The 23,369-nt window shown below is 64.6% G+C and carries 24 protein-coding genes; 10 read left to right on the plus strand and 14 right to left on the minus strand.

The genetic code is table 11. The annotated features are described in order from the left end of the window. Positions 1 to 111: 111 nt before the first annotated feature. From I6F28_RS05535 to I6F28_RS05560, 6 genes are all read left to right on the plus strand, one after another. Entirely contained in the window at positions 112 to 960 is an 849-nt protein-coding gene (locus I6F28_RS05535; protein ID WP_225139426.1) for an MBL fold metallo-hydrolase, read from the plus strand. Between the two features lie 84 nt (positions 961 to 1,044). Then, on the plus strand, positions 1,045 to 1,887 hold the full coding sequence (locus I6F28_RS05540; RefSeq protein ID WP_035997147.1) for a fumarylacetoacetate hydrolase family protein: 843 nt from the start codon (positions 1,045 to 1,047) through the stop codon (positions 1,885 to 1,887). 133 nt (positions 1,888 to 2,020) lie between these two features. Next, complete coding sequence (locus tag I6F28_RS05545) at positions 2,021 to 2,632, plus strand: glutathione S-transferase family protein (protein WP_225139427.1); 612 nt, start codon at positions 2,021 to 2,023, stop codon at positions 2,630 to 2,632. A gap of 15 nt (positions 2,633 to 2,647) precedes the next feature. Beyond that, positions 2,648 to 3,514 carry an MBL fold metallo-hydrolase gene (locus I6F28_RS05550; protein ID WP_225139428.1) on the plus strand — a complete coding sequence of 289 codons (867 nt, stop codon included), beginning with the start codon at positions 2,648 to 2,650 and terminating at the stop codon, positions 3,512 to 3,514. Between the two features lie 174 nt (positions 3,515 to 3,688). Beyond that, complete coding sequence (locus tag I6F28_RS05555) at positions 3,689 to 4,837, plus strand: alpha/beta hydrolase (protein WP_275945411.1); 1,149 nt, start codon at positions 3,689 to 3,691, stop codon at positions 4,835 to 4,837. Positions 4,838 to 4,930: 93 nt separating this feature from the next. Then, positions 4,931 to 6,403 carry an amidase gene (locus tag I6F28_RS05560; protein WP_225139429.1) on the plus strand — a complete coding sequence of 491 codons (1,473 nt, stop codon included), beginning with the start codon at positions 4,931 to 4,933 and terminating at the stop codon, positions 6,401 to 6,403. A 144-nt stretch (positions 6,404 to 6,547) separates the two neighbouring features. On the opposite strand, the gene I6F28_RS05565 is transcribed toward I6F28_RS05560, so the two are convergent. From I6F28_RS05565 to I6F28_RS05575, 3 genes are read right to left on the minus strand one after another with little or no spacing between them, the layout of a single operon-like run. Then, complete coding sequence (locus tag I6F28_RS05565; protein ID WP_035997137.1) at positions 6,548 to 7,636, minus strand: Zn-dependent alcohol dehydrogenase; 1,089 nt, start codon at positions 7,634 to 7,636, stop codon at positions 6,548 to 6,550. A 44-nt stretch (positions 7,637 to 7,680) separates the two neighbouring features. Then, positions 7,681 to 9,465: an acyl-CoA dehydrogenase family protein gene (locus I6F28_RS05570; RefSeq protein ID WP_225139430.1), complete on the minus strand. Its 1,785-nt coding sequence runs from the start codon at positions 9,463 to 9,465 to the stop codon at positions 7,681 to 7,683. After that, positions 9,449 to 9,652, minus strand: a complete 204-nt coding sequence (locus I6F28_RS05575; RefSeq protein ID WP_109142287.1) for a hypothetical protein — start codon at positions 9,650 to 9,652, stop codon at positions 9,449 to 9,451. Before I6F28_RS05575 ends, I6F28_RS05570 begins: the two co-directional genes overlap by 17 nt. Positions 9,653 to 9,686: 34 nt before the next feature. Between I6F28_RS05575 and I6F28_RS05580 the strand changes: the two genes are divergently transcribed. Both I6F28_RS05580 and I6F28_RS05585 read left to right on the plus strand, forming a co-directional pair. Continuing rightward, positions 9,687 to 10,388, plus strand: coding sequence for an SDR family oxidoreductase (locus tag I6F28_RS05580; protein WP_225139431.1), 702 nt, complete (start codon positions 9,687 to 9,689; stop codon positions 10,386 to 10,388). A gap of 122 nt (positions 10,389 to 10,510) precedes the next feature. Further along, the gene (locus tag I6F28_RS05585; RefSeq protein ID WP_225139432.1) at positions 10,511 to 11,341 is read left to right on the plus strand and encodes an enoyl-CoA hydratase; all 831 of its coding nucleotides are present in this window, start codon (positions 10,511 to 10,513) and stop codon (positions 11,339 to 11,341) included. A gap of 115 nt (positions 11,342 to 11,456) precedes the next feature. On the opposite strand, the gene I6F28_RS05590 is transcribed toward I6F28_RS05585, so the two are convergent. Together I6F28_RS05590 and I6F28_RS05595 are read right to left on the minus strand one after the other, a co-directional pair. After that, positions 11,457 to 12,080, minus strand: a complete 624-nt coding sequence (locus tag I6F28_RS05590; protein ID WP_225139433.1) for a GNAT family N-acetyltransferase — start codon at positions 12,078 to 12,080, stop codon at positions 11,457 to 11,459. Between the two features lie 68 nt (positions 12,081 to 12,148). Continuing rightward, a complete protein-coding gene (locus I6F28_RS05595) occupies positions 12,149 to 12,352 on the minus strand; it encodes a DUF1127 domain-containing protein (protein WP_128266734.1) in 204 nt (67 codons plus the stop codon). A 110-nt stretch (positions 12,353 to 12,462) separates the two neighbouring features. Between I6F28_RS05595 and gcvA the strand changes: the two genes are divergently transcribed. After that, positions 12,463 to 13,362, plus strand: a complete 900-nt coding sequence (gene gcvA, locus I6F28_RS05600) for a transcriptional regulator GcvA (RefSeq protein ID WP_225139434.1) — start codon at positions 12,463 to 12,465, stop codon at positions 13,360 to 13,362. Positions 13,363 to 13,496: 134 nt separating this feature from the next. On the opposite strand, the gene I6F28_RS05605 is transcribed toward gcvA, so the two are convergent. Genes I6F28_RS05605 through I6F28_RS05615 form a run of 3 tightly spaced genes read right to left on the minus strand, consistent with a single transcriptional unit; the run spans position 13,497 to position 16,158 of the window. Continuing rightward, positions 13,497 to 13,910 (minus strand): Rieske (2Fe-2S) protein, encoded by a 414-nt coding sequence (locus tag I6F28_RS05605; RefSeq protein WP_225129048.1) that lies wholly within the window; start codon positions 13,908 to 13,910, stop codon positions 13,497 to 13,499. Between the two features lie 51 nt (positions 13,911 to 13,961). Further along, on the minus strand, positions 13,962 to 15,074 hold the full coding sequence (locus I6F28_RS05610; RefSeq protein WP_225139435.1) for an amidohydrolase family protein: 1,113 nt from the start codon (positions 15,072 to 15,074) through the stop codon (positions 13,962 to 13,964). Between the two features lie 25 nt (positions 15,075 to 15,099). After that, entirely contained in the window at positions 15,100 to 16,158 is a 1,059-nt protein-coding gene (locus I6F28_RS05615) for an amidohydrolase family protein (RefSeq protein ID WP_035997107.1), read from the minus strand. Between the two features lie 145 nt (positions 16,159 to 16,303). On the opposite strand from I6F28_RS05615, the gene I6F28_RS05620 reads away from it, so the two are divergent. Beyond that, positions 16,304 to 16,786 (plus strand): CinA family protein, encoded by a 483-nt coding sequence (locus tag I6F28_RS05620; protein WP_035997104.1) that lies wholly within the window; start codon positions 16,304 to 16,306, stop codon positions 16,784 to 16,786. A gap of 201 nt (positions 16,787 to 16,987) precedes the next feature. Here the strand turns inward: I6F28_RS05620 and I6F28_RS05625 are convergent, their stop codons facing one another. The 6 genes from I6F28_RS05625 to I6F28_RS05650 form a co-directional block, all read right to left on the minus strand. Further along, positions 16,988 to 17,590, minus strand: a complete 603-nt coding sequence (locus I6F28_RS05625) for a hypothetical protein (RefSeq protein ID WP_225139436.1) — start codon at positions 17,588 to 17,590, stop codon at positions 16,988 to 16,990. A 135-nt stretch (positions 17,591 to 17,725) separates the two neighbouring features. Continuing rightward, complete coding sequence (locus I6F28_RS05630) at positions 17,726 to 18,001, minus strand: DUF1488 family protein (RefSeq protein ID WP_035997098.1); 276 nt, start codon at positions 17,999 to 18,001, stop codon at positions 17,726 to 17,728. 79 nt (positions 18,002 to 18,080) lie between these two features. Next, the gene (locus I6F28_RS05635) at positions 18,081 to 19,550 is read right to left on the minus strand and encodes an AMP nucleosidase (RefSeq protein ID WP_225137593.1); all 1,470 of its coding nucleotides are present in this window, start codon (positions 19,548 to 19,550) and stop codon (positions 18,081 to 18,083) included. Between the two features lie 168 nt (positions 19,551 to 19,718). Then, positions 19,719 to 21,050: an HlyD family type I secretion periplasmic adaptor subunit gene (locus I6F28_RS05640; protein WP_225139437.1), complete on the minus strand. Its 1,332-nt coding sequence runs from the start codon at positions 21,048 to 21,050 to the stop codon at positions 19,719 to 19,721. Positions 21,051 to 21,060: 10 nt separating this feature from the next. Then, positions 21,061 to 22,809, minus strand: coding sequence for a type I secretion system permease/ATPase (locus I6F28_RS05645; protein ID WP_035997082.1), 1,749 nt, complete (start codon positions 22,807 to 22,809; stop codon positions 21,061 to 21,063). Between the two features lie 254 nt (positions 22,810 to 23,063). Next, a complete protein-coding gene (locus tag I6F28_RS05650; RefSeq protein ID WP_225139438.1) occupies positions 23,064 to 23,333 on the minus strand; it encodes a GlsB/YeaQ/YmgE family stress response membrane protein in 270 nt (89 codons plus the stop codon). Positions 23,334 to 23,369 lie beyond the last annotated feature (36 nt).

Raw genomic sequence — 23,369 nt, forward strand, 5'->3', positions numbered from 1 at the left:
CTAGCATCCAGTTCCCCGCGATAACGCCACATCACCTCAGATGATCCATTGCGCCCGATGGCAGAAAACGTGCATGTTCCAGCGCAAGAGCAAGAAAATGGGAGGCGGCGGATGCAGTGGAAGGTCGGCAAGGTCAGGATCACGAAATTCGTCGAAATGGAGACGGTCGGCTCGACCCGCTTCATCCTGCCGGCAGCCACCCATGACGAGATCCAGAAGCTGCCCTGGCTGATCCCGCATTTCGCCACCGACGAAGGCCGGCTGAAAATGTCGATCCACTCGCTGGTGGTGGAGACGCCGACGCGCCGGATCGTGGTGGACACCGGCCTCGGCAACGACAAGCAAGGCCGCGGCGTCCCCACCTGGAACAACCGCAGCACGCCGTTCTTGGAGACCATGACCGCGGCGGGGTTTCCGCCTGACAGCATCGACACCGTGCTGTGCACGCATCTTCACGTCGACCATGTCGGCTGGAATACGCGGCTGGTTGACGGCGGATGGGTGCCGACGTTCCCGAAGGCGCGCTATGTTTTCGGCAGGACCGAATATGATCATTGGCGTGATTACACGGCCGAGCCGGACAAGGTCGCGGTGTTCAACGACTCCGTGAAGCCAGTGGTCGATGCCGGCCAGGCCGATCTGGTTCCGAGTGACCATCGGCTTTGCGAGGAGATCGAAATGATCCCAACTCCCGGTCACAGCCCGGGGCACATGAGCGTCCTGATCGAGTCCGACGGCGAGCAGGCGCTTCTGACCGGCGACGTTGCCCATCATCCCTGCCAGATGGCCCATCTCGACTGGTGCTCGACTGTGGATACTGATCCCGCGCGTTCGGCGGCAAGCCGGCATGCGGTGTTCTCGCGCTTTGCCGACACACCCACACTGGTGATCGGCGGTCATTATTCCGCCGGACATATCAAGCGAGACGGCGACGCATTCAGGTTCGTGGCGCTGGGGTGATGCCCGTTTTGGGCGGTTGAATTTCCCGCCGCCCTGTTCCATGAAGCAGTTAACCGATCGGTCCATTCCCAGGGAGAAACGAGAATGAAGCTTGTTCGTTATGGCGAGAAGGGTGCGGAAAAGCCCGGCCTGATCGACAGATCCGGCCAGTTGCGCGACCTGTCGGCGCATCTGAAGGACCTCACCGGCGAGGCCTATTCGCCTGAATCCCTGAAGAAGCTGGCCGCGCTCGATCCCGCCTCGCTGCCCGCCGTCTCCGGCAAGCCCCGGTTCGGCGCCCCCGTCACCGGTATCTCGAAATTCGTCGCGATCGGCCTCAACTATTCCGACCATGCCAAGGAGACCGGCGCCGAGATTCCGAGCGAGCCGATCATCTTCATGAAGGCCAATACCTCGCTGTCGGGCCCGAATGATCCCGTCGAGAAGCCGCGCGGCTCGACCAAGCTCGACTGGGAGGTCGAGATCGCCGCCATCATCGGCACCCGCGCCAAATACGTCTCGGAAGCCGACGCGCTGAACCACGTCGCCGGCTATTGCGTCTGCAACGACGTCTCCGAGCGCGCTTTCCAGATCGAGCGCCTGGGCCAGTGGACCAAGGGCAAGTCGCACGACACGTTCGGCCCGCTCGGGCCGTGGCTCGCCACCAAGGACGAGATCAAGGACGTGCAGAACCTGTCGATGTGGCTCGACGTCAACGGCCAGCGCCGCCAGACCGGCTCGACCAAGACCATGATCTTCTCGATGGCCAAGTGCATCTCCTATGTCTCGCAGTTCATGACGCTCCTGCCCGGCGACGTCATCACAACGGGCACCCCGCCGGGCGTCGGCCTCGGCATGAAGCCACCGACCTTCCTCAATGTCGGCGACGTCGTCACGCTCGGCATCGAAGGCCTCGGCGAGCAGCGCCAGGAGATCGTGGCGGCGTGAGCCTCCGCCCTCTCGCCGTCATTGCGAGCGAAGCGAAGCAATCCAGAATCCCTCCGCGGCAACACTCTGGATTGCTTCGTCGCTTCGCTCCTCGCAATGACGAAACAAAACGTTCATTTGTGGGATACTCTCCATGAAGCTCACCTTCTCCCCCGCCTCGCCCTTTGCCCGCAAGGTGCGCATCGCTGCGATCGAGCTCGGGCTGATCGACAAGATCGAGCTCGTGCCCGCGAGCGTCACGCCGGGCACCGCCAACGAGGATTATTCGAAGATCACGCCGCTGAAGAAGCTGCCGGTGCTGATCACCAATGACGGCGACGTGATCCTGGATTCCTATGTCATCGTCGAATATCTCAACGAGATCGCCGGCGGCAGCCTGATCCCGGATTACGGCCCGCGGCGCTGGAAAGCCAAGACCAATCACTCGCTGATCAACGGCATGCTCGATTCCATGCTGCTGTGCCGCTACGAGAAGATGGTGCGGCCGCAGGGCCTGCAATGGCAGGCTTGGTCGGACGACCACTGGAACAGGGCCTGGACCGGCATGGCGCGCTTCGAGAACATGCCTGACGTGCTGAACGGCCCGTTCGACATCTCGCAGATCGGCCTCGTTTGCGTGCTCGGCTATGCCGACTTCCGCTTCGCCGATTGCGGCTGGCGTAAGGCCTTTCCGAAGCTCGACGCATTCCACCAGAGGATGCTGGAGCGGCCCTCCGTCAAGATCTCGGTGCCGCCAGCGGCATAAGTCTCGGGAGTTCTCATGAGCCTCAGATTCTCGGTCGGCGATCTCACCATCCATCGCATCATCGAGCAGGAGACCTCGTTCGTCCCGGCGCTGGAGATGCTGCCTGGACTGACGCCGGACGTGCTGGCCGAGAACCGGGCTTGGATGCGCGAGGCGAAGGCACTGGACGATGAGGACGTGCTGCTGCTGTGCTTCCAGTCCTACGTGGTGAAGACGCCGCACCACACCATCCTGGTCGACAGCTGCATCGGCAACGACAAGCCGCGGCCGCGGCCGAAATGGAACATGAAGACCGACGACACCTATTTGCGCGGCCTCGGCGCCGCGGGGTTTTCGGTCGACGACATCGACTTCGTGATGTGCACGCATCTGCATGTCGATCACGTCGGCTGGAATACGCGGCTTGAGAACGGCCGCTGGGTGCCGACCTTCCCCAAGGCGCGCTATCTGTTCGCCAAGCAAGAGTTCGATCACTGGTCCGCGCAGAACGCGAAGACGGAGATTCCGCCCTTCGTCGACAGCGTGTTGCCGGTCGTCGAGGCCAACAGGCACGAGCTCGTCGGCAATGACCACGAAATCGGCGACCACGTCCGCATCCTGCCGACGCCGGGTCACACGCCCGGCCATATCGCCATCACGATGGGCCGCGGCAAGGACGATGCGGTGTTCTCCGGCGATCTCATGCACTCGCCGCTGCAGACGCTCTATCCGGAGCTGTCGATCAAGTTCGACGTCGATCCGGCCGCAGCCGCGAAGACGCGCCGCAGCTTCCTGGAACGCTATTGCGACACCGACACGCTGTGCTGCACCGCGCATTTCCCCTCGCCGTCGGTCGGGAAGATCAGGAGCAAGGGCAACGCGTTCGAATGTGTGGCGGTTTAGTCTGGCTGTCGTAGGGTGGGTTAGCTCTGCGGCTGCGCGAAGCGCAGACGCCGAGCGTAACCCACCACTTCTGCCTCCGCGGAGAATAAAGAGGTGGGTTACGCCGCGCGGCTTGCGCTTCGCGCAATCCCCGGGGCTAACCCACCCGCCGATACTGCCCGTGTGGAGAATACGATGACCGCACTCCCCGACATTCCCCTGCCCGCCGGAATCCGCTCGCGCACCGTCGACGGCATCAACGGCTTGCGGATGCATGTGCTGGAGGCCGGTTTCGAGACCAAGGGACGGCGCTGTATCCTCTTGCTGCACGGCTTTCCCGAGCTCGCCTTCTCCTGGCGCAAGGTGATGCCGGCGCTCAGCGCGGCCGGCTACCACGTGATCGCACCGGACCAGCGCGGCTACGGACGCACCACGGGATGGAGCGCGGAGTACGACGGCCCTCTCGCGCCGTTCTCGCTTCTCAGTCTCGTGCGCGATGCGCTCGGCCTGGTGTCGGCGTTCGGCTACAGGCAGGTCGATGTGGTCGGACATGATTTTGGCAGCCCGGTCGCAGCCTGGTGCGCCTTGATCCGGCCCGACGTGTTTCGTTCGGTGACGATGATGAGCGCGCCGTTCGGCGGACCGCCGCCGCTGCCGTTCGGCACGGTCGACAATCCGGCAAAGCCCGCGGTGGAAGACCCGGTGCATCGTGAGCTCGCCTCGCTGCCGCGGCCACGCAAGCACTATCAATGGTATTATTCGACACGGGAAGCCAATGCCGATATGCAGCAGGCACCGCAGGGCGTGCATGATTTCCTGCGCGCCTACTATCATCACAAGAGCGCGGACTGGACCGACAACAAGCCCTATCCGCTGCAAGCATGGTCGGCGCAGGAGCTGGCGAAGCTGCCGACCTATTACGTGATGGACTTGCACGAGACCATGGCCGAGACGGTCGCGAAGGAGATGCCCTCGCCGGCCGCGATCGCCGCGAACCAATGGCTGCGGGACAGCGACCTTGCCTATTACAGCGCCGAGTACAGCCGCACCGGATTTCAGGGCGGGCTGCAATGGTACCGCTACGGCACATCGGGCATGCTCAATGACGAGATGCAATTGTTTGCCGGCCGCAGCATCGATGTGCCCTCCTGCTTCATCTCGGGCAAGCAGGATTGGGGCACCTATCAACGGGCCGGCGCTTTCGAGACAATGCAGCGCAGCGCGTGCACGAAGATGCTCGGCTGCCATCTCGTCGACGGCGCCGGCCATTGGGTCCAGCAGGAGCAGCCGGCCGCGGTCAGCCGGTTGCTGCTCGACTTCCTCGCCAGGGCCGGCATGGCCTGATTTGACCGGGAACCACAATCTTCATCAAACAGCCGTTGCGAGATTCGGCCAGACTGCGCATCATCTTCGAGCAACCAGAGCGGGAGAAGCGCCGTGGCCGGATCGGAATGGAGTTTCAAGAGTGCGGGCGAATTGTCGGCCGCGTTGCGTGCGAAGAAGGTCTCGGTGGTCGAGCTCACGCAGGATTCGATTGCGCGTATCGAACGGCACGACGGCAGGATCAACGCGGTGTGCGTGCGCGATTTCGATCGCGCGCTCGTTGCGGCGCGCGAGGCGGATGCGGCGCTGGCGCGCGGCGAGCACAAGCCGCTGCTCGGCCTGCCCACGACGATCAAGGAATCCTTCAACATCGCAGGCCTGCCGACGACCTGGGGATTCGTGCCGCAGAAGGGCTTCAAGCCCGTGGAAGACGCGCTGGCGGTGACCCGCATCAAGCAGGCCGGCGGCGTGATCCTCGGCAAGACCAACGTGCCGGTCGGCCTCGGCGACTGGCAGAGTTACAACGACATCTATGGCACCACCAACAACCCCTACGATCTCGGCCGCACGCCGGGCGGTTCGTCCGGGGGATCGGCGGCAGCCCTCGCCGCAGGCTATTGCGCGCTCGCCACCGGCTCGGACATCGGCGGCTCCCTGCGTGTGCCGGCATTTCATTGCGGCGTGTTCGCGCACAAGCCGACCCTTAATCTCTGCGCGGCGCGCGGCGAGACCCCGCCGCCGTTTCCAGCCGTTCCGCGCGAGGGCGACCTCGCCGTCATCGGGCCGATGGCGCGCACGGCGGCGGATCTGTCCTTGCTGCTCGACGTCATGGCGGGACCCGATCCTCTCGACATCGGTATCGCCTACAAGCTCGATTTGCCGGCTGCGCGGCATCAGTCGCTGCGGGATTTTCGTATCCTGGTGATCGACAGCCATCCTCTGCTGCCGAGCGACAGGGATGTCCGCAGCGCAATCGACAAGCTCGCAATCGATCTTGCGAAGGCCGGCGTCACCGTCGCACGCGAGAGCGCGCTGCTCCCGGACTTCGCGGAGACGTCCCGGCTTTACATGCGCATGCTGCTGGGTTTCCTCGGCGCGTTCCTACCTCCCGACGAGCTGGCGGATGCGCAGGCGCGGGCGAGCCAGCTGTCACCGGAGGACACCAGCCTTGACGCGGAGCGGCTGCGCGGCATCACCGCGAGCCACCGCGCCTGGGTCCTCGACGCAGGGACCCGCGCCGTGCTCCGCGCGCAATGGCGGGCGTTGTTCAAGAGCTTCGACGCGGTGATCTGCCCGATCATGCCGACGCCGGCCTTTCCGCACGATCATTCGCCGGAACAACGCCTGCGAACGATCAGCATCGACGGCAAGGATTACCCCTATTCCGACCAGCTCGCCTGGCCGGGCATCGCAACGCTTCCGGGCCTGCCGGCAACGGCCGTTCCGCTCGGCCTGTCGAAACACGGTCTGCCTGTCGGTGTGCAGATCGTCGGTCCCTTCCTCGAGGACAGGACGCCGCTCAAGCTCGCCGAGCTGATCGAGCGCGAGTTCGGCGGCTTCGTGCCGCCGAAGATGTTCGACGATTGATGCTTCGAAGTCCTGTAGCCCGGATGGAGCGAAGCGAAATCCGGGACAGCCGATCCGCGACAAAGATCCCGGATTGCGCTTCGCTCCATCCGGGCTACGAACTTTCATGCCCGGCTTGACCGGGCGATGACACCGTAACGGCCGCTAGCTATCGAACACGATCACGCTGCGTAGCGTCTTGCCCGCTTTCATGTTGGCAAAGCCCTCGTTGATCTCGGACAGCTTCAGCTTGGCCGAGATCCAGTCTTCCAGATGCAGTCGGCCGCGCAAATAGAAGTCGACCAGGCGCGGCATGTCGACCCGAAAGTGGTTCGAGCCCATCGAAGAGCCCTGGATCTTGCGCTCGCGCAGGAAGTCGAAGCCGTGCAGCTCGATCTTCTGGCCGAACGGGATCATGCCGACGATGGTGGCGGTGCCGCCGGAGGCGAGCATCGCAAAAGCCTGCTCGGCCGTCTCCTTGCGGCCCAGCACCTCGAAGGAATGGTGCACGCCGCCATTGGTGAGGTCGCGGACCTGCTTGACGACATCGCCGTCGGCCGGGTTGATGATGTCGGTCGCGCCAAGCTTGGTCGCGAGCTGGAGTTTTGCGGGATTGGTATCGATGGCGATGATACGGCCGGCGCCGGCGATCTGCGCGCCGTTGATCGCGGCCATGCCGACGCCGCCGCAGCCGATCACCGCCACGGTCTCGCCGGCCGTCACCTTCGCCGTGTTCACCACCGCGCCATAGCCGGTGATGACACCGCAGCCGATCAGCGCGGCGAGATCGAGCGGCATGTCCTTGCGGATCTTCACAATGGCATTCTCGTGCACCAGCATCTGCTCGGCGAAGGAGGAGAGATTGAGGAACTGGTGCAGCTTCTCCGGCTTCGACCATTGCATCCGGTTGGAGACGCCCGGCAGCATCTTCACCGTCGCGTCGGTGCAGAGCACGGTGCGGCCGGTCGTGCAATTGTCGCAGGTGCCGCAGAAGACGGAGAGACATGTGACGACATGGTCGCCGGGCTTCACATAGGTGACATCGGAGCCGACCTGCTCGACCACGCCGGCGGATTCGTGTCCGAGCACTGCCGGCAGCGGATGCGGATAGAGCCCTTCCATGAAATGCAGGTCGGAGTGGCAGAGGCCGGCGACGGCGGTGCGGATCAGCACCTCGCGCGGTCCCGGCTTCGGCAGGCTGATGTCCTCGATGACGAGCGGCTGGTTGACTTCATAGAGGACGGCGGCCTTCATCGAACACTCCCTATCGCGCTTTTTGTTTGATCGCAGCGCGCAGCCTACGCCGCCAGAACCAGTTCGCCAACCTCGCTCATGCCGGCTGCGCGATCGCCGAGCAGCAGTTCGGCCATCTTCGCCTGCGCGGCATTTTCCGTCAGCCGGAACGGATCGTTCGGCGCCACGCGGTGGTCGATCACGAGGCGCGACAGCAGCAGCCGGCGTGCATCGCCGCGCATCTCGTAAATGCGGTGTGCTTCCCAGGCGAGCGCGACTGCGCTGGCGACGTGATAGAGCGCGCTGGTAGCGCGGCGCGCATCGGCTTCGTTCTCGGACTTGGCCGCAACTTCGCGTGCGAAGCCGACGGCGCGGTCGGTGAGGCCACGCAGATGATCGCGCCAAGCCTGCGGCACCGAGGCGCTGTCGCCGAGCCGGGCGTGCAGATCGGCCGCGAGCGCGGATTCCGCGCCGTGGCGGCCGACTGCCCGCCGCAGTGCATCGATCGCGACAATGTTGCCGGTGCCTTCCCAGACCGAGCCGAGATGCGCATCGCGCAGCAGGCGGGCGGTGGCGAATTCCTCGATATAGCCGATGCCGCCGCGCATCTCGAGCGCATCGCCGCAAACCTTGCGCGCATCGCGCGTAGCGCGGAATTTCAGCGTGGGGGTGAGAATGCGCAGCAGCGCCGCGGCGTCCTGGCTGCCGGCCTCGGCACGGTCGAGGGCATCAGCAGTGAGGAAGCTCATCGACAGGCCCTGCTCCACCGGCAGCATGATCTTCAGCATCTGCCGCCGTCCCAGCGGCAGATCGATGATGCGCTGCCCGAACACGACGCGGTTGGTCGCGACCGTCATCGCATCGTGATAGGCGCGGCGCATCAGTGCGGTGGACTTGACGCCGTTGGAGAGGCGCGAGGAGTTCACCATCTCGGCCATCTGCACGAAACCACGGTCGAGCTTGCCGACGGCATAGGCGATCGCGCCTTCAAGCTTGATCTCGCCCGAGGCCATCGAGCGGGTGCCGAGCTTGTCCTTGAGGCGCACGATCCGGTAATGGTTCTGCGAACCGTCGTCGAGGAAACGCGGCATCAAAAACAGGCCGACGCCGCGCGTACCGGGGCCGGCGCCTTCAGGGCGCGCCAACAGCATCACGACCTTGGCGTCGGCATTCGAGCAGAACCATTTCTCGCCATAGAGGCGCCAATGGTCGCCTTCCTGCACGGCTCTCGTGGTCAGCGTGCCGACATCGGAGCCGCCTTCCTTCTCGGTCATGAACTGGCCGCCCTGGGTCAGCTTGCTCATGTCGGTCGAGGTCAGGCCATCCAGATATTTCGCCTTGAGCGCCTCGCTGCCGAAATTCGCCAAGAGCTTGGCGCAGCCATCGGTGACGTTGATCGGGCAGCCCATGCCGAATTCGGTCTGGTTGAACAGGAAGGTGAAGGCGTGCTTGGCCACAACAGGGTATTTGTCCGACCAGCCCATGATGCCTTTGCGGATTGAAAGCGCGTGGATGCCGAACTCGCCGAACGCGGCGTTCTCCAGCTCGCGATAGGCCGGATGATATTCGATCCATTGCACGTCGCGGCCGAACTTGTCGCGCTGGTGCAGGATGGGCGTGTGCCGGTCGGCGAGCCGCGCGCATTCGTCGAGATGGCCGCCGGCGAGCTCGCCGAGGCGGTCGAGATGCGGCTCGATGTGGCGGAACAGATTCTCCGGCAGATGGATGCGCAGAAGGTCCGTGAGCGCGGGATCGGCGCGGTAGAAATTCATGCCGGATGTATCGGGCGCCAGCAGGCCGGAGGATGCGGCCGCGATATCTTTTGGCTGCGCTTTAACCGGTCTTGGCATGATCGTCCTCTTCGTTTCCGTCCGACGGCAATTCTTTGCGCTTGCCGCTTTGGATGATGTCGATCATGCTCCAGTCGCGGACAGCGATAAAGCCGCAAAATGTCAGGGCGGCATGATCGCCGCGAGGGAGCAACTCGCCCTGCGGAATTGTGATCGCGCCGGCTGGTTGTCTGCGCGGACCATGCATAGATCAGCGGCTCCTACCTCCGAGAGATCACGCCATGGAACACCCGAAGTACAAGATCGCCCTCATCGTCGGTGCCGGCGAAGGCCTCAGCGCATCGCTGGCGCGCCTGCTAGCGGCGCAGGGCATCCGCATCGCGCTCGCCGCACGCAAGATCGAGAAGCTTGGCGCGCTCTGCACCGAGACCGGGGCCAAGGCCTATGCCTGCAACGCCACCGAGCCCGACGAGGTGGAGCGGCTGTTCGGTCTGGTCGAGCGCGAGATCGGCACGCCCGACCTCGTCGTCTACAACGCCTCCGGCCGCACGCGCGGGCCGTTCGTCGATCTCGTGCCCGCCGACGTCGCGCAGGCGATTGCGGTCAGCGCCTATGGCGGCTTCCTGGTGGCGCAGCAGGCCGCCAAGCGCATGCTGCCGAACCAGCACGGCGCAATCCTGTTCACCGGCGCCTCCGCCAGCGTCAAGGGCTATGCGCAGTCCGCTCCCTTCGCGATGGGCAAGTTCGCGCTGCGGGGCCTTGCCCAGAGCATGGCGCGCGAATTGTCGCCGCAGGGCATCCATGTCGCCCATTTCGTCATCGACGGCGGCATCAGGAGCGCGACGCGAAGCGAGCCGGCTGACAAGCCCGATTCGATGCTCGATCCCGATGCGATCGCACAGAGCTATTGGAACGTACTGCAGCAGCCGCGCAGCGCCTGGAGCTGGGAGCTGGAGCTGCGGCCCTGGGTCGAGAGGTTTTGAAGGCAAGCTGACAACAACACCCGTCATTGCGAGGAGCGAAGCGACGAATCAATCCAGACTGGCTCTACGGAAAGATTCTGGATTGCTTCGCTTCGCTCGCAATGACGAACGAGGGAGGCGACATGACCACCGAAACCACCATCGACACCGGCACCAACGAGCTCCTCTGCGCGATCCGCGACCGCGTCGCTGTGATCACTCTGAACCGGCCGGAGGCGCGCAACTCGCTGTCGGATGCGCTGACGCCGGCGCTGCGCACGATGATCCGGACCTGCGGCGAGAACCCCGATGTCGGCGCGCTGCTGCTGACCGGCGCGGGCGAAGCCTTCTGCGCCGGCGGCAACGTCAAGGGCATGGGCGCGCATCGCGATCCGAAGAAGCTCGAAATGTCCTTCGACGACAAGGTCGCCGATCTGCAGGAGCGGCAGAGGCTGCTCACTGGCGCGCTGGTGTCTGTGCGCAAGCCGACGATCGCCGCGCTGCCCGGCCCCGCGGTCGGTGCCGGGCTCGCCATCGCCATGGCCTGCGACATACGCATCGCCGCGCAATCGGCCTTCGTCGCCACCGGCTATGCCCGCATCGCGCTCAGCGGCGATTATGGCATCGCCTGGCTGCTCACCCGGCTGGTCGGCACCGCGCGGGCACGCGAACTCATGTTCACCGGCGATCGCGTCGATGCCGCGCGCGCCGAGGCGATCGGCCTCGTCAACCGCGTCGTGCCCGACGACAAATTGCAGACGGAGGCGTTCGCGCTGGCCAAATCCCTCGCCGAAGGCCCGCGCCTCGCGCTGCGCTACATGAAGGACAATCTCGACGAGGCCCTGCTGTTCGACTTCGAAACCGCGCGCGACCACGAGGCCGAGCGTCTGGTCCGCCTCACCACGACCGCCGACCACAAGGAGGCCGTGCAGGCCTTCATCGAGAAGCGCAAGGCGGTGTTCACGGGGAAGTAGGCGCGCCTAACATTCACAGCGGGCTCGCGCTCCCCGCGCCCTGTAATGACGTTGAGACGAGACCGCGCAGCAAAAAAGGCCCGGCTCTGGATAACCAGGCCGGGCTGCAGTGGTGTCAGGCCGAGGCTGAGGGGCTATCGGCCTGACGGGAAAGGGCGGCGAGGCGCCAGCTGGCGCAGGGAATGTCTTGCGGCGCGAGGTTGATCTCCTTGTCGAAGCGCACCAGCTTCCAGTCATCGGGGTGGTTGATGAACGTGAAACCGGATTTGCGCGCGAGCGAGACCATGGCCTCGTTGGAGCGCAGCGTGTCGCCGTAGATGTGCTCGGCGCCGAGCGCGGCCGCGCGGCATTCGAGGTTCTTCATCAGCGCGGTGGCGATCCCGTGGCCCTGCCAGCGGTCATCGACCGAGAGGCCGAACTCGAGCATCGCGGTCTCGGCATGGAAGGCATAGCGGGCTTCGGCCACGATGGTCTCGAAGCCGTCGACCATCATGGTCGCCACGATGGTGAAGCGATCGCGCTCGCCGACCTCGAGGAAATCGTGCAGCAGGCCCTTGGGCAATTCGCTGATCGCGCCGAAGAAGCGGTTGTAGCGGGAGCGGGTCGAGAGCGCGCGGAAATAGTGCTGCAGCTCGTCGGTGTCGCGCGGCTCGACGAAGCGGACATTGAGCCGCTCATCGTGCCGGGTGCGCAGCACGTCCGAATATTGCTTGAGGTCTTCGAGGCGAAGGGTGCTCATGACACATGCCCTGCGGAAAGGGGACCGCCGGCGCCCCTGTGCTCAGGCGGCGCCGGCCTGGCGGCCTATCAGGCCCGCCAGAAGGGTTTCTCGGCCTCGTAGGCAATGTCGGACCAGGACAGCCCGACATCCTGGAGATCGCGGGCAGTCCAGTGGGTCAGCTCGCGCCGGGTCCGGTAGCGCTCGTGCCAGACGTGAAGGACCTCGCCGATCTGGTAGAGGACGCCCTGTGCATGATGATTTGTCATCGAATTGTCGGTCAATGTAGACATTTTCAGCTCCTGGAGCTAAGTTGACCGCTAATATCTGCCTTCTGCTGCGCCGCGACAAACGACAATTTGTACCTTTTCGCATGAAATAACGTCATGCATCCTGCTGCCAAATGACTGCCAGATTGCCCTCCCTGAACGGATTGCGGGCGTTCGAGGCCGCCGCGCGCCATCTCAGCTTCACGCTCGCAGCCAGCGAGCTGAACGTGACCCAGACCGCGATCAGCCATCAGATCCGCAGGCTGGAGGAGGAGCTCGGCATCCGCCTGTTCATCCGGCAGAACCGCGCGCTGGCGCTGACGCCGGAGGCGCGCGACTATTTGCCGGGCGTCCGCGCCGCCTTCAACGATTTGCGCCTCGCCACGGACCGTCTCCTGCGCAAGAACGACGACAAGGTGCTGACAGTGTCGACGCTGGCCTCGCTCGCCGCCAAATGGCTGCTGCCGCGGCTGACCGATTTCCAGGAGCAGCACCCCGGCATCGATGTGCGCATCACCACCTCGACCAGCCTCGTCGACTTCCAGCGCGACAATGTCGATGCCGCGATCCGCTATGGTCGCGGCCAATGGCCCGGCCTGCGCGCCGACTGGCTGATGGCGGACGAGCTGTTTCCGGTGTGCAGCCCGTCGCTGCTGCGCGGCGACAAGCCGCTGCGCCGCCCCGAGGATCTGCGCAACCATCCGCTGCTGCACACGTCGAGCACCAACAGCGACGACTGGCGGCTGTGGCTGACCGCGGCGGGCCTGCCGGCCGATATCGCAAGACACCCCGGCATCACCTTCGACATGATCTTCATGACCATCCAGGCGGCGATCGACGGCATCGGCGTCGCGATGGGACGGACCTCCTACGTGCAGGACGACATCGCCAAAGGCCGGCTCGTTGTCCCCTTCAAGATCGCGCTGCCGGCGGACGCCGGCTTCTACCTGGTCGCGCCGGAGGGCCATCGCGAGGCCCCAAAGCTGGCTGCGTTCCGGCAATGGGTGCTCGCGGCGGCGCAGAATAAGGCGTGAAAATGCAGCGGCTTCCCTCGGTTGTCATTCCGGGGCGCGCGTAGCGCGAGCCCGGAATCCATTTCTCACAGGATCTGTTGCCCGATGGATTCCGGGTTCGGTCCTGCGGACCGCCCCGGAATGACAGCGGAGACCTACAGCTCGACCACCACGTAGTCGCTCTCGACTTTCACCGGGATGGTCTCGGCGACATACGGTCCCTTCACCACGCTCGCGCCCGGCTCGACATGGGCGGGATAGGCCTTCACGCGGAAACGGCGGGGGTCGCAATAGGATTGGCCGGTGCGGATGTCGAACTCCCAGCCGTGCCAGGGGCAGCGGATGATCTCACCTAACTTGGTGTATTCGATCTCGCCGGGATTGCTCGACTGTGCGAGACCGATCAATGGCCCCTCGCATAGCGCCGCGCCCTGATGTGGGCAGCGGTTCATCAGGCCGAAATATTCGCCCTTGATGTTGAAGACTGCGATCGGCCGCCCATCGATCTCCAGGAGTTTTCGCGTGCCCGGCGGAAGCTCGTCGACCGCGGCAATCACATGCCGCGCCATGCTATGTTTTCCGCATGATCTGACCGAAAAACCGCTTCACACTTTTTCGCATCATGCGGTTATCCCGTACAGCTTCTTTGCGTTGCCGAGATAGAACGCTTCGCGATTGTCCTCGCTGACTCCCGCCGGCAGCACGCGCGAGGGCTCGTCATAATCCCAATGCGGATAATCTGTCGCGAACAGCAGCTTGTCCCAGCCGATCCATTTGATGACATCGAACAGATCCTCGCGCCTTTCAGGATCTTCCATCGGCTGCGTCGTCCACCACACCTGCTCGCGGATATATTCCGACGGCGGCCGTTTTACATGCGGCACCTCGCTCCTGAGCCGCTGCCAGGCCTTGTCCAGCCGCCACGCCAGTGACGGCGCCCAGCCGAAGCCGGCCTCGATCATCACCATCTTCAATTTCGGGAAGCGCTCGAACACGCCCTCCAAAACCAGGCTCGCAAGCGCCGATTGCTGGCACTGCGAATGCCCTACCATCTCCTCGATGTAATAGGATGGCCAGCCTGAGGGTGTGATCGGATTGCCGCCGAAGCCGAAGGCGTGCACGCCGACGGGAAGGCCGGCTTCTTCCGCGGCCTGATAGATCGGCCAATAGCGACGCTGGCCGAGCGGCTCGACATTGCGGCTGAGCAGCAGCACCTGCACGAAATTCTTGTCCCCGGCGCGCTCGCGGATCTCGGCCGCAGCCGACAGCCCATCCTCATTGCCCACGACGATGGAGGCCTTCAGCCGCTTGTCCTTGCTGGTCCATTTGTCGATCTGCCAATCGTTGATCGCCGAGCACAGAGCGGCCGAGAGCTCGTGATTGCGGATGCCCTGCCCGGTGTTGAGTGGATTGAGCACGCCCAGCTGCACGTTGTTGGGATCGAGCAATTGCTTCTGCATGAAGGCGAGCGAGGAGCCCTGCGGGCCGCCTTCCGGCGGATAGGCATCGCGGCGCGAGGCGTTGGGCTGGGCCTTCGGATAGGGCGGGCCTTCCATCATGCCCTGATAGGCATGGACGCCGTAAACCTCGAGATGGTGCTGCCAGCGTTTGGCGAGGTAGGGGTAGAGCTCGGTGTGGGTCGTACGCGCCGGATGGATGTCGCAGTCCGCGATTGCGGTTTTGACGTTCAGTGGGGAAGCGGCTTCTTGGTTCTCGCGGAACTGGATATTCATCGCCTTGCCTCCTTTGGCAGCGGGCTCATTTCAGGCGGGGATAGGTTGCATGCGGATTGTCGATCATGATCTTGCGCACGAGATCGGGGGACAGACCTTCGGGCAGCGCGTCCTGGCCGTCGAACTGCCAGTGCGGATAGTCCGTGGAGAATAGGACCAATTCGTCGGACTGCATATGATCAAACAGGCGAATTAATGTCTGAGGTTCCGGCGGCGCATCAAATGGCTGTAACGAGAAACGGATGTTGCTGCGCACAATCTCCAGCGGCGCGCGATCGACCCACGGCGTCTCCATCCGTACCCCGCGCCAGAACTTGTGCAGGCGCCACAGATAGGGCGCGATCCAGGACACGCCGGACTCCAGCATCACCATTTTCAGCCGCGGATATTTGGCGAACACGCCCTCGACGATCAGGCTGGTGAGCTGGGTCTGGAACGCCTGGGCCTGCCCAACATAATCCTCGATGTGATAGGACCCCCAACCCACGGCGGTCGGCGGATTGTGATAGGCGGACCCGGCGTGGATGCCTACCGGGAGTTCCAGACGTTCCGCGGCCTCGTAGATCGGCCACAGCGCGCGCTTGCCGAGCGGCGTATCGCCCATGACCAGCATCAGCACCTGCACGAAGCGCTCGTCCGGTGCACAGCGCTCGATCTCGGCAACGGCTTTCTCGACGCTTTGCGTGGGGATCACGATCGAGCCGCGCAGCCGCGAGTCGCGATCGAGCCATTCCTTCGCCAGCCAATCATTCAGCGCGCGGCAGAAGGCGGCCTGCATGTCTTCCGAAAACACCATCTGCACGCCGTAGAGCGGATTGCAGATGGCGTATTCGAGCTTGAAAGCATCGAGCACGTGACGCTGCATGGCCTCCAGACTCTCGCCGGGCTTGCCGGTCTCGGGGCGCCAGTCCGGCCGCGCGGTGATCGGCGAGTTCTGCGGATAGGATTGCGAGATAAGGTCGACCATGCCGCGCGTCGTGACCTGATCGCGCCAATAATCGTTCAGGTACGGCAGCAGGCTGGTCAGATGCGGCACGGCCGGATGCACGTCGCAATCGATGCCGCCGGCGATCAGGGATGCCATCACGTCTCCCTTCTCACGTTTTCTCGCATGTCTCTTCTTGTCCCCGCCATTCAAGCAGGCCTGCCCACCGCCCGCAACTCGGCCAAGCGTCCTGTCATATGCTAGGAAGGCTGAGCTCGGTTGCGAAGGAATGAGGGGTTACGACATGAAAGAGCTCGTCGGCATTGCGGAACAGGTCGCCGCCAAACTGATCGCGCGCAAACAGACCATTGCGGTTGCCGAATCCTCCGCCGGCGGCCTGATCGCGGCCAGCCTGCTCGCGGTGCCCGGCGCATCCGCCTATTTCCTCGGCGGCGCGGTGGTCTATACGCGCGATGCCAGGCGCGTGCTGATGGATATTTCGGACGAAGGAATGAAGGGCTTTCGGTCGTCGTCGGAGCCCTACGCGCAATTGTTGGCCGAGCAGATGCGAACGCGCTTCGACAGCGACTGGGGCCTGTCCGAGACCGGCGCCGCCGGCCCCACCGGCAACCGCTACGGCGATTCGGCGGGCCATAGCTGCATGGCGGTTGCAGGGCCCGCGTCAGAGGTGATGACGCTGGAGACGGGAAGCAACGACCGGTTCGGCAACATGCAGGTATTCGCGGCGACGGCGCTGAAGCTGTTGTTGAGAAAGCTTGAGGGATGAGCGGAGCCCACGCTCATCTCACCATCGATACCCCCGCTCAGGGGCAAGACAAGCTATTACCGGGTTCGCGGCACAGCTTCGCGCGGACCTCGACGACATCGATCTTGTTATCCCTGGCTCGCCGCAGGCGCGAGGCGTAAGCCGAGTAAACTCTGTCTACTGACAGCAGATTGAGCTGCTTCTTGATGGCCGCGCTGCACATCAAAGCGGGGTTGCCGCCGAGGTATCTCGACTCTGCCCCGAGCTCCTGCCGGGTGAGCTCCGCGAAAGGCCCCCGACGCAATTGCATCTCGATCGCTCCGAGCTCCTCGTCACCAGCCTGCACCCGGGCGACACCTTTGTCTTGCGTTCGAAACCGTTCGCGATCGCCGCCCCGTGAGCCGCCCCGAGCTCTGCAAGCTCTTGTGCTGCGTCCGAAAACTCGCCGCGCTGGGAACCCGCCATGAGGAAGGACTTGCATGCCAATGGGTCGCTCATCAGCTTCAGAAGGGCTGTCAGCTCTGCCCGGTCCACCGCATTGATGTGTTCGTCATCGGCATAGGCTTCCATCTCGTTCGCCAGAATGATGTTGAGCACGCCATTCGCGGCGGGCCATCCGCCTTCATTGAACGCCGCCTCGGTCTTTCGGAGCAAGACCTCCCGGAGGGCGGGATCGCTGCGGGCGATAGACGCCGCCAGTGGGAATCGCGCGAGGTTCTGATCGAAATCGCGTGCAAACCCGCTGGGCCCGGAGAGGCTGGCATATGCCAGATTTCCGGCCAGCAGGGCGACGGCGACGAGCAGCAGGAGTGATCTTCTGGTCATGCGAGAATGTTGGCGTGAAATACCGCGAGACATCATCGCACGCCGGGGTCGGCGCCATCCATTGCAACTACAGGCTGCCGTTAACGAATCCTTTCGCAGCCCTTTCACCGCCTGGCGGATCGCATGCAGGCTGGCTTATTTTGCCAAATGCCGCATGAAAATGCGCACCACATAGCCCGGGAATCGCGGTGCCTCGTCGTAGAGGTCCGACGCGATCCGCTCGATGGTCTCGCGCAGCGACAGGAATTGCGCCTGCCGTGCGCTGCTTTCGGTGCCCTGCATGCCCGCGAGCTCGTCCATCGCGGCGTCGCTGATCTGGCACTGCACGACCTCGCCGTCGTTCAACATGGTGAAGCGAAAGGCCAGCCGTTCCAGATCATGGCCAATGATCTTGTGGCGCATGAGCGGCATCAAGTCGTCCCGGTCGAGCCCCGCGTCGGACAATGCTGAAAATCGCTGCGCTTGTCAGCAGCAAAGTGCGGCTTCGGCCCTACTGGAACGCCACTTCGGCAAAGCTGCGGAGCTTGCGCGAATGCAGGCGTTCCGATTCCTGCTGCTTGAGCCGCTCCAGCGCCTTCAGGCCGATCTCGAGGTGCTGGCCGACGCGGCGGCGGTAGAACTCGCTGGCCATGCCCGCGAGCTTGATCTCGCCATGCAGCGGCTTGTCGGAGACACACAGCAGCGTGCCGTAGGGAACGCGGAAGCGGTAGCCATTGGCGGCGATCGCGGCCGATTCCATGTCGAGCGCGACCGCGCGCGATTGCGACAGGCGGCGGATCACCTCAGGCCCGGAAATTTCCCAATTGCGGTTGTCGACGCTCGCGACCGTGCCGGTGCGCATCAGGCGCTTGAGCTCGAAGCCTTCAAGCCCGGTGACGTCCTCGACCGCCTCCTCGAGGGCGACCTGCATCTCGGCCAGCGCCGGGATCGGCACCCACAACGGCAGCTCGCGATCGAGCACGTGATCCTCGCGCACATAGCCGTGCGCGAGCACGTAATCGCCGAGCCGCTGCGTGTTGCGCAGGCCGGCGCAATGGCCGAGCATCAGCCAGGCATGCGGCCGCAGCACCGCGACGTGGTCGGTGACGTTGCGCGCATTGGACGGACCGGTGCCGATGTTGATCAACGTGATGCCGCGATAGCCAGGTGCGACCAGATGGAAGGCCGGCATCTGCGGTGCGCGAGCCGGCGCGGTGCCGCTGATCGCGCCGCCGCTGTTCGTGATCACGTTGCCGGGCGCGACGAAAGCTTCGAGCCCGGCTTCGCCGGACTGCAGCCGCTGCTGGCACGCTTGCGCGAAGGCATCGACATAGAACTGGTAGTTGGTGAAGATCACAAAGTTCTGGAAATATTCGGGATCGGTGCCGGTGTAGTGATAAAGCCGGCGCAACGAGTAATCGACGCGGGCGGCGCGGAACAGGGACAGCGGCTCGGGCGCGCCGGGCTGGAGCTCGAAGGTGCCGTCGGCGATCGAATCGTCCATGGTCGCGAGAACGGGCACGTCGAACGCATCGCGCAGCGAGCGTGTCACGGGCGAATTCTCGCTGGTGGTGATGGCGGCTTCGATATTGATGTCGCGCCGATAGGCGAAGTGGATCGGGATCGGCTCGGCGGACTCGCCGATCTCGACGGGCACGCCGTGGTTCTGGATCAAGAGGCCGATCTGCTCGGTGAAATAGCTGCGGAACAGATCCGGCCGCGTCACGCTGGTTTCATGCACGCCGGGTCCGGCGACGAAGCCGTAAGCAAGGCGCGAATCCAGCCGCGCATGCGTCGCGGTGGTGAGACGGACGAAGGGATAGTAGGCGCGAACCCGCGTCGTGATCGCTTCCCCGCCGACATAGGCTTCGAACCGGTCGCGCAGGAATTTCGTGTTGCGCTCGTAGATTTCCTCGAGGCGGGCAACGGCGAGGGACGCGTCGGAGAAGGATGCGGTGGGGATGGAGGGTGGAGATTGCATGGTTCGACCGCCGGGTGATTGGGCCTAAGTCGAACTATAGCAAAGAAGGCGGTGTTGTAGGGTGGGTTAGCGCAGCGTAACCCACCACTTCCGCATCCTCGGTTAGAGAAGCGGTGGGTTACGGCTTCGCCTAACCCACCCTACGAGACCACGACGCGCTGTCGTGCGTCACTTCTCGCGGAAGGCGCGCATCAGCTGGTCGTGAAGCGGCTTCATCAGATAGGACAGCATGGTGCGGTCGCCGGTCTGGACGAAGGCTTCCACCGGCATGCCGGGGATCATCTTGACGTCGCCGAGCCTGGCGATCTCTTCCGGCGGCATCGAGACGCGGATGGTGTAGTAGCCTTGGCCGGTGCGCTGGTCGGTGGTGACGTCGGGCGAGACGCGGCTGACGACACCGTTGAGCTCGGGCGTGGTGCGCTGGTTGAACGCGGACAGGCGCAGCAGCGTCTTCTGGCCGATCTGGAGCTTGTCGATGTCGACCGGATTGACCTTGGCCTCGACCTGGAGATCGTCGGTCTGCGGCACGATCAGCATCAAGGTATCGCCGGCCGTGACGACGCCGCCGATCGTGTGCACCGTCGATTGCAGCACCATGCCATCCTGCGGCGCGCGGATGTCGACGCGGCGGAGCTGGTCTTCGGCCGCGACCTTGCGCTCGATCAGCTCGCCGATCTTGTCGTTGGTTTCGCGCAGGTCCTTGGAGACCTCGCTGACCACGTCCTTGTCGATCTGGATGATCTGGAGCTCGGTCTCGGTGATCTTGCCCTTGGCCTGGGCGCGCGCGGCGATGTACTGCGCGCGCTCGCCGTTGAGGCGGGCCGAGTCGCGCTCGAGCTGGGTCAGGCGCGAGATCTGCACAAGACGCTTCTCGTAGAGCTCACGCACGCCGGTGAGCTCGTTCAGCACCAGCGCGATCTCCTGGTCCTTGGCTTTTTCCTGGGCGCTGAGACCGGCGATCTCCTCGTTGAGCTGCGTGATGCGTTCGCGGAGCTGCGCCTTCTGCCCGGTGCGGCCATTGACGCGGACCTCGAACAGCTTGGTCTCGGCCGCAAGCAGCGCCTTGACGTCGGGATCACCCGCCCGCTCGATGAGGCCTTGCGGGAACTCGATTAGGTCGAGGCCGCGCTGCTCGGCCTGCAATCGCGCCGCACGCACCTGCGCCGCATCGAGGTTCTTGGTGACGATGGCAAGATTGGCCTTGGTGACGGTGTCGTCGAGCCGCACCACGATGTCGCCGGACTTGACCAGGTCGCCGTCGCGGGCGCGCACCTCGCCGACCACGCCGCCGGTCGGATGCTGCACCTTCTTGACGTTGGATTCGACCACGATCTGGCCCGGCGCAATCAGCGCGCCCGAGATCAGGACGGTCGAGGCCCAGCCGCCGAGGCCGACGACCAGGACCAGCACGATCACAAGGCCGAGCATCAGGTGGAACCTGATGGAGTCGCGGACGGTCTTCGCGGCCGCCTTGGTGCCGCCGATGGCCAACGTGCTCATGGCTTCGTGCTCATGGTTTGGCCACTCCGCCTTCGCTGACGATCTTGATCGGCGCCGGCGGCGTCACGCGCGGCTGCAGCACCTGGGCGAGCACCTGCTCCTTCGGCCCAAAGGCCTGCATGCGACCGTCGCGCAGCACCAGGATCTGGTCGACCGCCTCGACGCCGATCGGGCGGTGCGCCACCACGACGACGATGGCACCGCGCTCGCGCGCCGAGCGGACGGCGCGGGTCAGCGCCTCGTCGCCTTCGGTGTCGAGATTGGAATTGGGCTCGTCGAGCACGATCAGGAAGGGGTTGCCGTAGAGCGCGCGCGCCAGCGCCACGCGCTGGGCCTGACCTGCGGAAAGCGCGGCGCCCTGCTCGCCGACTTGGGTGTTGTAGCCCTCGCGCATCTTGATGATCATCTCGTGCACGCCGGCCTCCTTGGCCGCGGCGATGATCGCCTCGGAGGTGGCCTCGGGATCGAACCGGCTGATGTTCTGCGCGATGGTGCCGCCGAACAATTCGACGTCCTGCGGCAGATAGCCGATATGGCGGCCGAGCGCGTCGCTCGTCCATTGATCGAGCGCCGCGCCGTCGAGCCGCACCTTGCCGCGCACCGGCTGCCAGACCCCGACCAGCGCGCGGATCAGCGACGACTTGCCGGAACCGCTCGGGCCGATCACGCCGAGGCCGTTGCCGGCGGCGAGCGCGAAGGTGACATCCTGCACCACGAGACGCTGATCGCCGGGCGGCACCATGGCGACGCCCTCAACCGAGAGCCGGCTGGTCGGCGCCTGCAGCTGGGTTGGCATCGCCTGCGCCGGCATCTGCTCCAACAGGCGCGTCAGACGCTGCCAGCTCTGGCGCGCCGCGACGAAGGATTTCCAATGCGCGATGGCGAGATCGACCGGCGCGAGCGCGCGGGCGGACAGGATCGAGCCGGCGATGATGATGCCGGCGGTCGCCTCCTGGTGGATGACGAGATAGGCGCCGACCGCGAGCACGGCCGATTGCAGCATCATCCGCAGCACCTTTGCGACCGCGCCGAGACCACCGGCGACGTCGCTCGCCCGCTGATTGCCGGCGAGGTATTTTTCGTTGGCCTCGCTCCAGCGCTGGTTCATCCGGCCGGCCATCCCCATCGACACCATCACTTCGGCGTTGCGGCGGCTGGCCTGGGCGAGATCGTTGCGCTGGGCGGCGAGGCCCATCGCCTCCTTCGCCGGCTGGCGGGACATGAACTCGGTCACCAGCGTCAGCCCGACCAGGATGATGGCGCCGACCAGCGCGGTGACGCCGATCAGGACATGGAAGGCGAAGCAGATGGCGAGATAGAGCGGCAGCCAGGGCAGGTCGAAGAATGCGCTCGGGCCCATGCTGCCGAGGAAGGAGCGGACATTGTCGAGATCGCGCAGCGGCTGCAGGCCCTCGTTGCGGCTGCCGACCAGCAGCGGCAGGCGCACGATGGTATCGAACACGCGCTTGTTGAGGGCCTCGTCGAGCGCGGTGCCGATCCGCCCCAGGATACGGTTGCGGATCATGTCCAGTACGCCCTGAGCCATGTAGAGGAAGCTGGCGAGGATGATGAGGCCGACCAAGGTCGGGATGCTGCGGCTCGGCAGCACCCGGTCATAGACCTCCAGCATGAAGATCGACCCGGTCAGATAGAGCAGGTTGATCATGCAGCTCATCAGGCCGACGCCGATGAAGGCCGTGCGACAAGCGCGCAAGGCGTCACCGAGCTCCGAACGGCGGACGCCAGGGATGGCTGCCATCAGTCTGATCTCTTTCGGCTAACGGGCAAAGCCCTGATTTCAAAGGCGATTCAAGGAGTACTCGCCTTGGATTAACATCTGTTTTCCGGCCGTCCGACGCGGTCGAATTTAATCCGAGGCCTCATGGGCCACATCTACCCCCGATAGCCTTCCGCGCAAGTCCGGAATTCCACAGGCTTGCGGCTTTTTCTTGCAGGCTTTCAGCCGCTTCCGCGAAAAGCGCGGCTCAAGTTCCGCTCAGCCGAATGCAGAGGCTAGAGCCGGCCCCCGCCGCGCACAAGGCGTACCACCAGCAGCAGGATGACCGCGCCGATGGCAGAATAGACAATCTGGGAGATCAAGCCGGTGCCGAGGCGGATGCCGAGCTTTGGAAACAGCAGGCTCGCCACCAGCGCACCGCAGATGCCGATCACGATGTCGCCGATCAGGCCGAACCCGGCGCCCCGCACGATCTTGCCGGCGAGCCAACCGGCGACGAGACCGACGAACAGGACGACGAGAAGGCCTTCGTTGGAAATGTACATCCGTGAGGTCCCTCTCCGTGAAAGGCGCCATGGAAC

Origin of the sequence: Bradyrhizobium sp. NBAIM14, from assembly GCF_020193895.1 — a bacterium.
Classification (GTDB): domain Bacteria; phylum Pseudomonadota; class Alphaproteobacteria; order Rhizobiales; family Xanthobacteraceae; genus Bradyrhizobium; species Bradyrhizobium yuanmingense.

What these genes read in the sequence shown, in the direction of transcription:
- I6F28_RS05570 (WP_225139430.1), bottom strand. Translation starts at nt 9,465, where the DNA reads ATGCCAAGACCGGTTAAAGCGCAGCCAAAAGATATCGCGGCCGCATCC.
- I6F28_RS05580 (WP_225139431.1), top strand. Translation starts at nt 9,687, where the DNA reads ATGGAACACCCGAAGTACAAGATCGCCCTCATCGTCGGTGCCGGCGAA.
- I6F28_RS05585 (WP_225139432.1), top strand. Translation starts at nt 10,511, where the DNA reads ATGACCACCGAAACCACCATCGACACCGGCACCAACGAGCTCCTCTGC.
- I6F28_RS05575 (WP_109142287.1), bottom strand. Translation starts at nt 9,652, where the DNA reads ATGCATGGTCCGCGCAGACAACCAGCCGGCGCGATCACAATTCCGCAG.
- I6F28_RS05605 (WP_225129048.1), bottom strand. Translation starts at nt 13,910, where the DNA reads ATGGCGCGGCATGTGATTGCCGCGGTCGACGAGCTTCCGCCGGGCACG.
- I6F28_RS05540 (WP_035997147.1), top strand. Translation starts at nt 1,045, where the DNA reads ATGAAGCTTGTTCGTTATGGCGAGAAGGGTGCGGAAAAGCCCGGCCTG.
- I6F28_RS05615 (WP_035997107.1), bottom strand. Translation starts at nt 16,158, where the DNA reads ATGGCATCCCTGATCGCCGGCGGCATCGATTGCGACGTGCATCCGGCC.
- I6F28_RS05610 (WP_225139435.1), bottom strand. Translation starts at nt 15,074, where the DNA reads ATGAATATCCAGTTCCGCGAGAACCAAGAAGCCGCTTCCCCACTGAAC.
- I6F28_RS05590 (WP_225139433.1), bottom strand. Translation starts at nt 12,080, where the DNA reads ATGAGCACCCTTCGCCTCGAAGACCTCAAGCAATATTCGGACGTGCTG.
- I6F28_RS05650 (WP_225139438.1), bottom strand. Translation starts at nt 23,333, where the DNA reads ATGTACATTTCCAACGAAGGCCTTCTCGTCGTCCTGTTCGTCGGTCTC.
- I6F28_RS05625 (WP_225139436.1), bottom strand. Translation starts at nt 17,590, where the DNA reads ATGACCAGAAGATCACTCCTGCTGCTCGTCGCCGTCGCCCTGCTGGCC.
- I6F28_RS05630 (WP_035997098.1), bottom strand. Translation starts at nt 18,001, where the DNA reads ATGCCGCTCATGCGCCACAAGATCATTGGCCATGATCTGGAACGGCTG.
- I6F28_RS05640 (WP_225139437.1), bottom strand. Translation starts at nt 21,050, where the DNA reads ATGAGCACGTTGGCCATCGGCGGCACCAAGGCGGCCGCGAAGACCGTC.
- I6F28_RS05565 (WP_035997137.1), bottom strand. Translation starts at nt 7,636, where the DNA reads ATGAAGGCCGCCGTCCTCTATGAAGTCAACCAGCCGCTCGTCATCGAG.
- gcvA (WP_225139434.1), top strand. Translation starts at nt 12,463, where the DNA reads ATGACTGCCAGATTGCCCTCCCTGAACGGATTGCGGGCGTTCGAGGCC.
- I6F28_RS05535 (WP_225139426.1), top strand. Translation starts at nt 112, where the DNA reads ATGCAGTGGAAGGTCGGCAAGGTCAGGATCACGAAATTCGTCGAAATG.
- I6F28_RS05550 (WP_225139428.1), top strand. Translation starts at nt 2,648, where the DNA reads ATGAGCCTCAGATTCTCGGTCGGCGATCTCACCATCCATCGCATCATC.
- I6F28_RS05645 (WP_035997082.1), bottom strand. Translation starts at nt 22,809, where the DNA reads ATGGCAGCCATCCCTGGCGTCCGCCGTTCGGAGCTCGGTGACGCCTTG.
- I6F28_RS05620 (WP_035997104.1), top strand. Translation starts at nt 16,304, where the DNA reads ATGAAAGAGCTCGTCGGCATTGCGGAACAGGTCGCCGCCAAACTGATC.
- I6F28_RS05595 (WP_128266734.1), bottom strand. Translation starts at nt 12,352, where the DNA reads ATGTCTACATTGACCGACAATTCGATGACAAATCATCATGCACAGGGC.
- I6F28_RS05635 (WP_225137593.1), bottom strand. Translation starts at nt 19,550, where the DNA reads ATGCAATCTCCACCCTCCATCCCCACCGCATCCTTCTCCGACGCGTCC.
- I6F28_RS05555 (WP_275945411.1), top strand. Translation starts at nt 3,689, where the DNA reads ATGACCGCACTCCCCGACATTCCCCTGCCCGCCGGAATCCGCTCGCGC.
- I6F28_RS05545 (WP_225139427.1), top strand. Translation starts at nt 2,021, where the DNA reads ATGAAGCTCACCTTCTCCCCCGCCTCGCCCTTTGCCCGCAAGGTGCGC.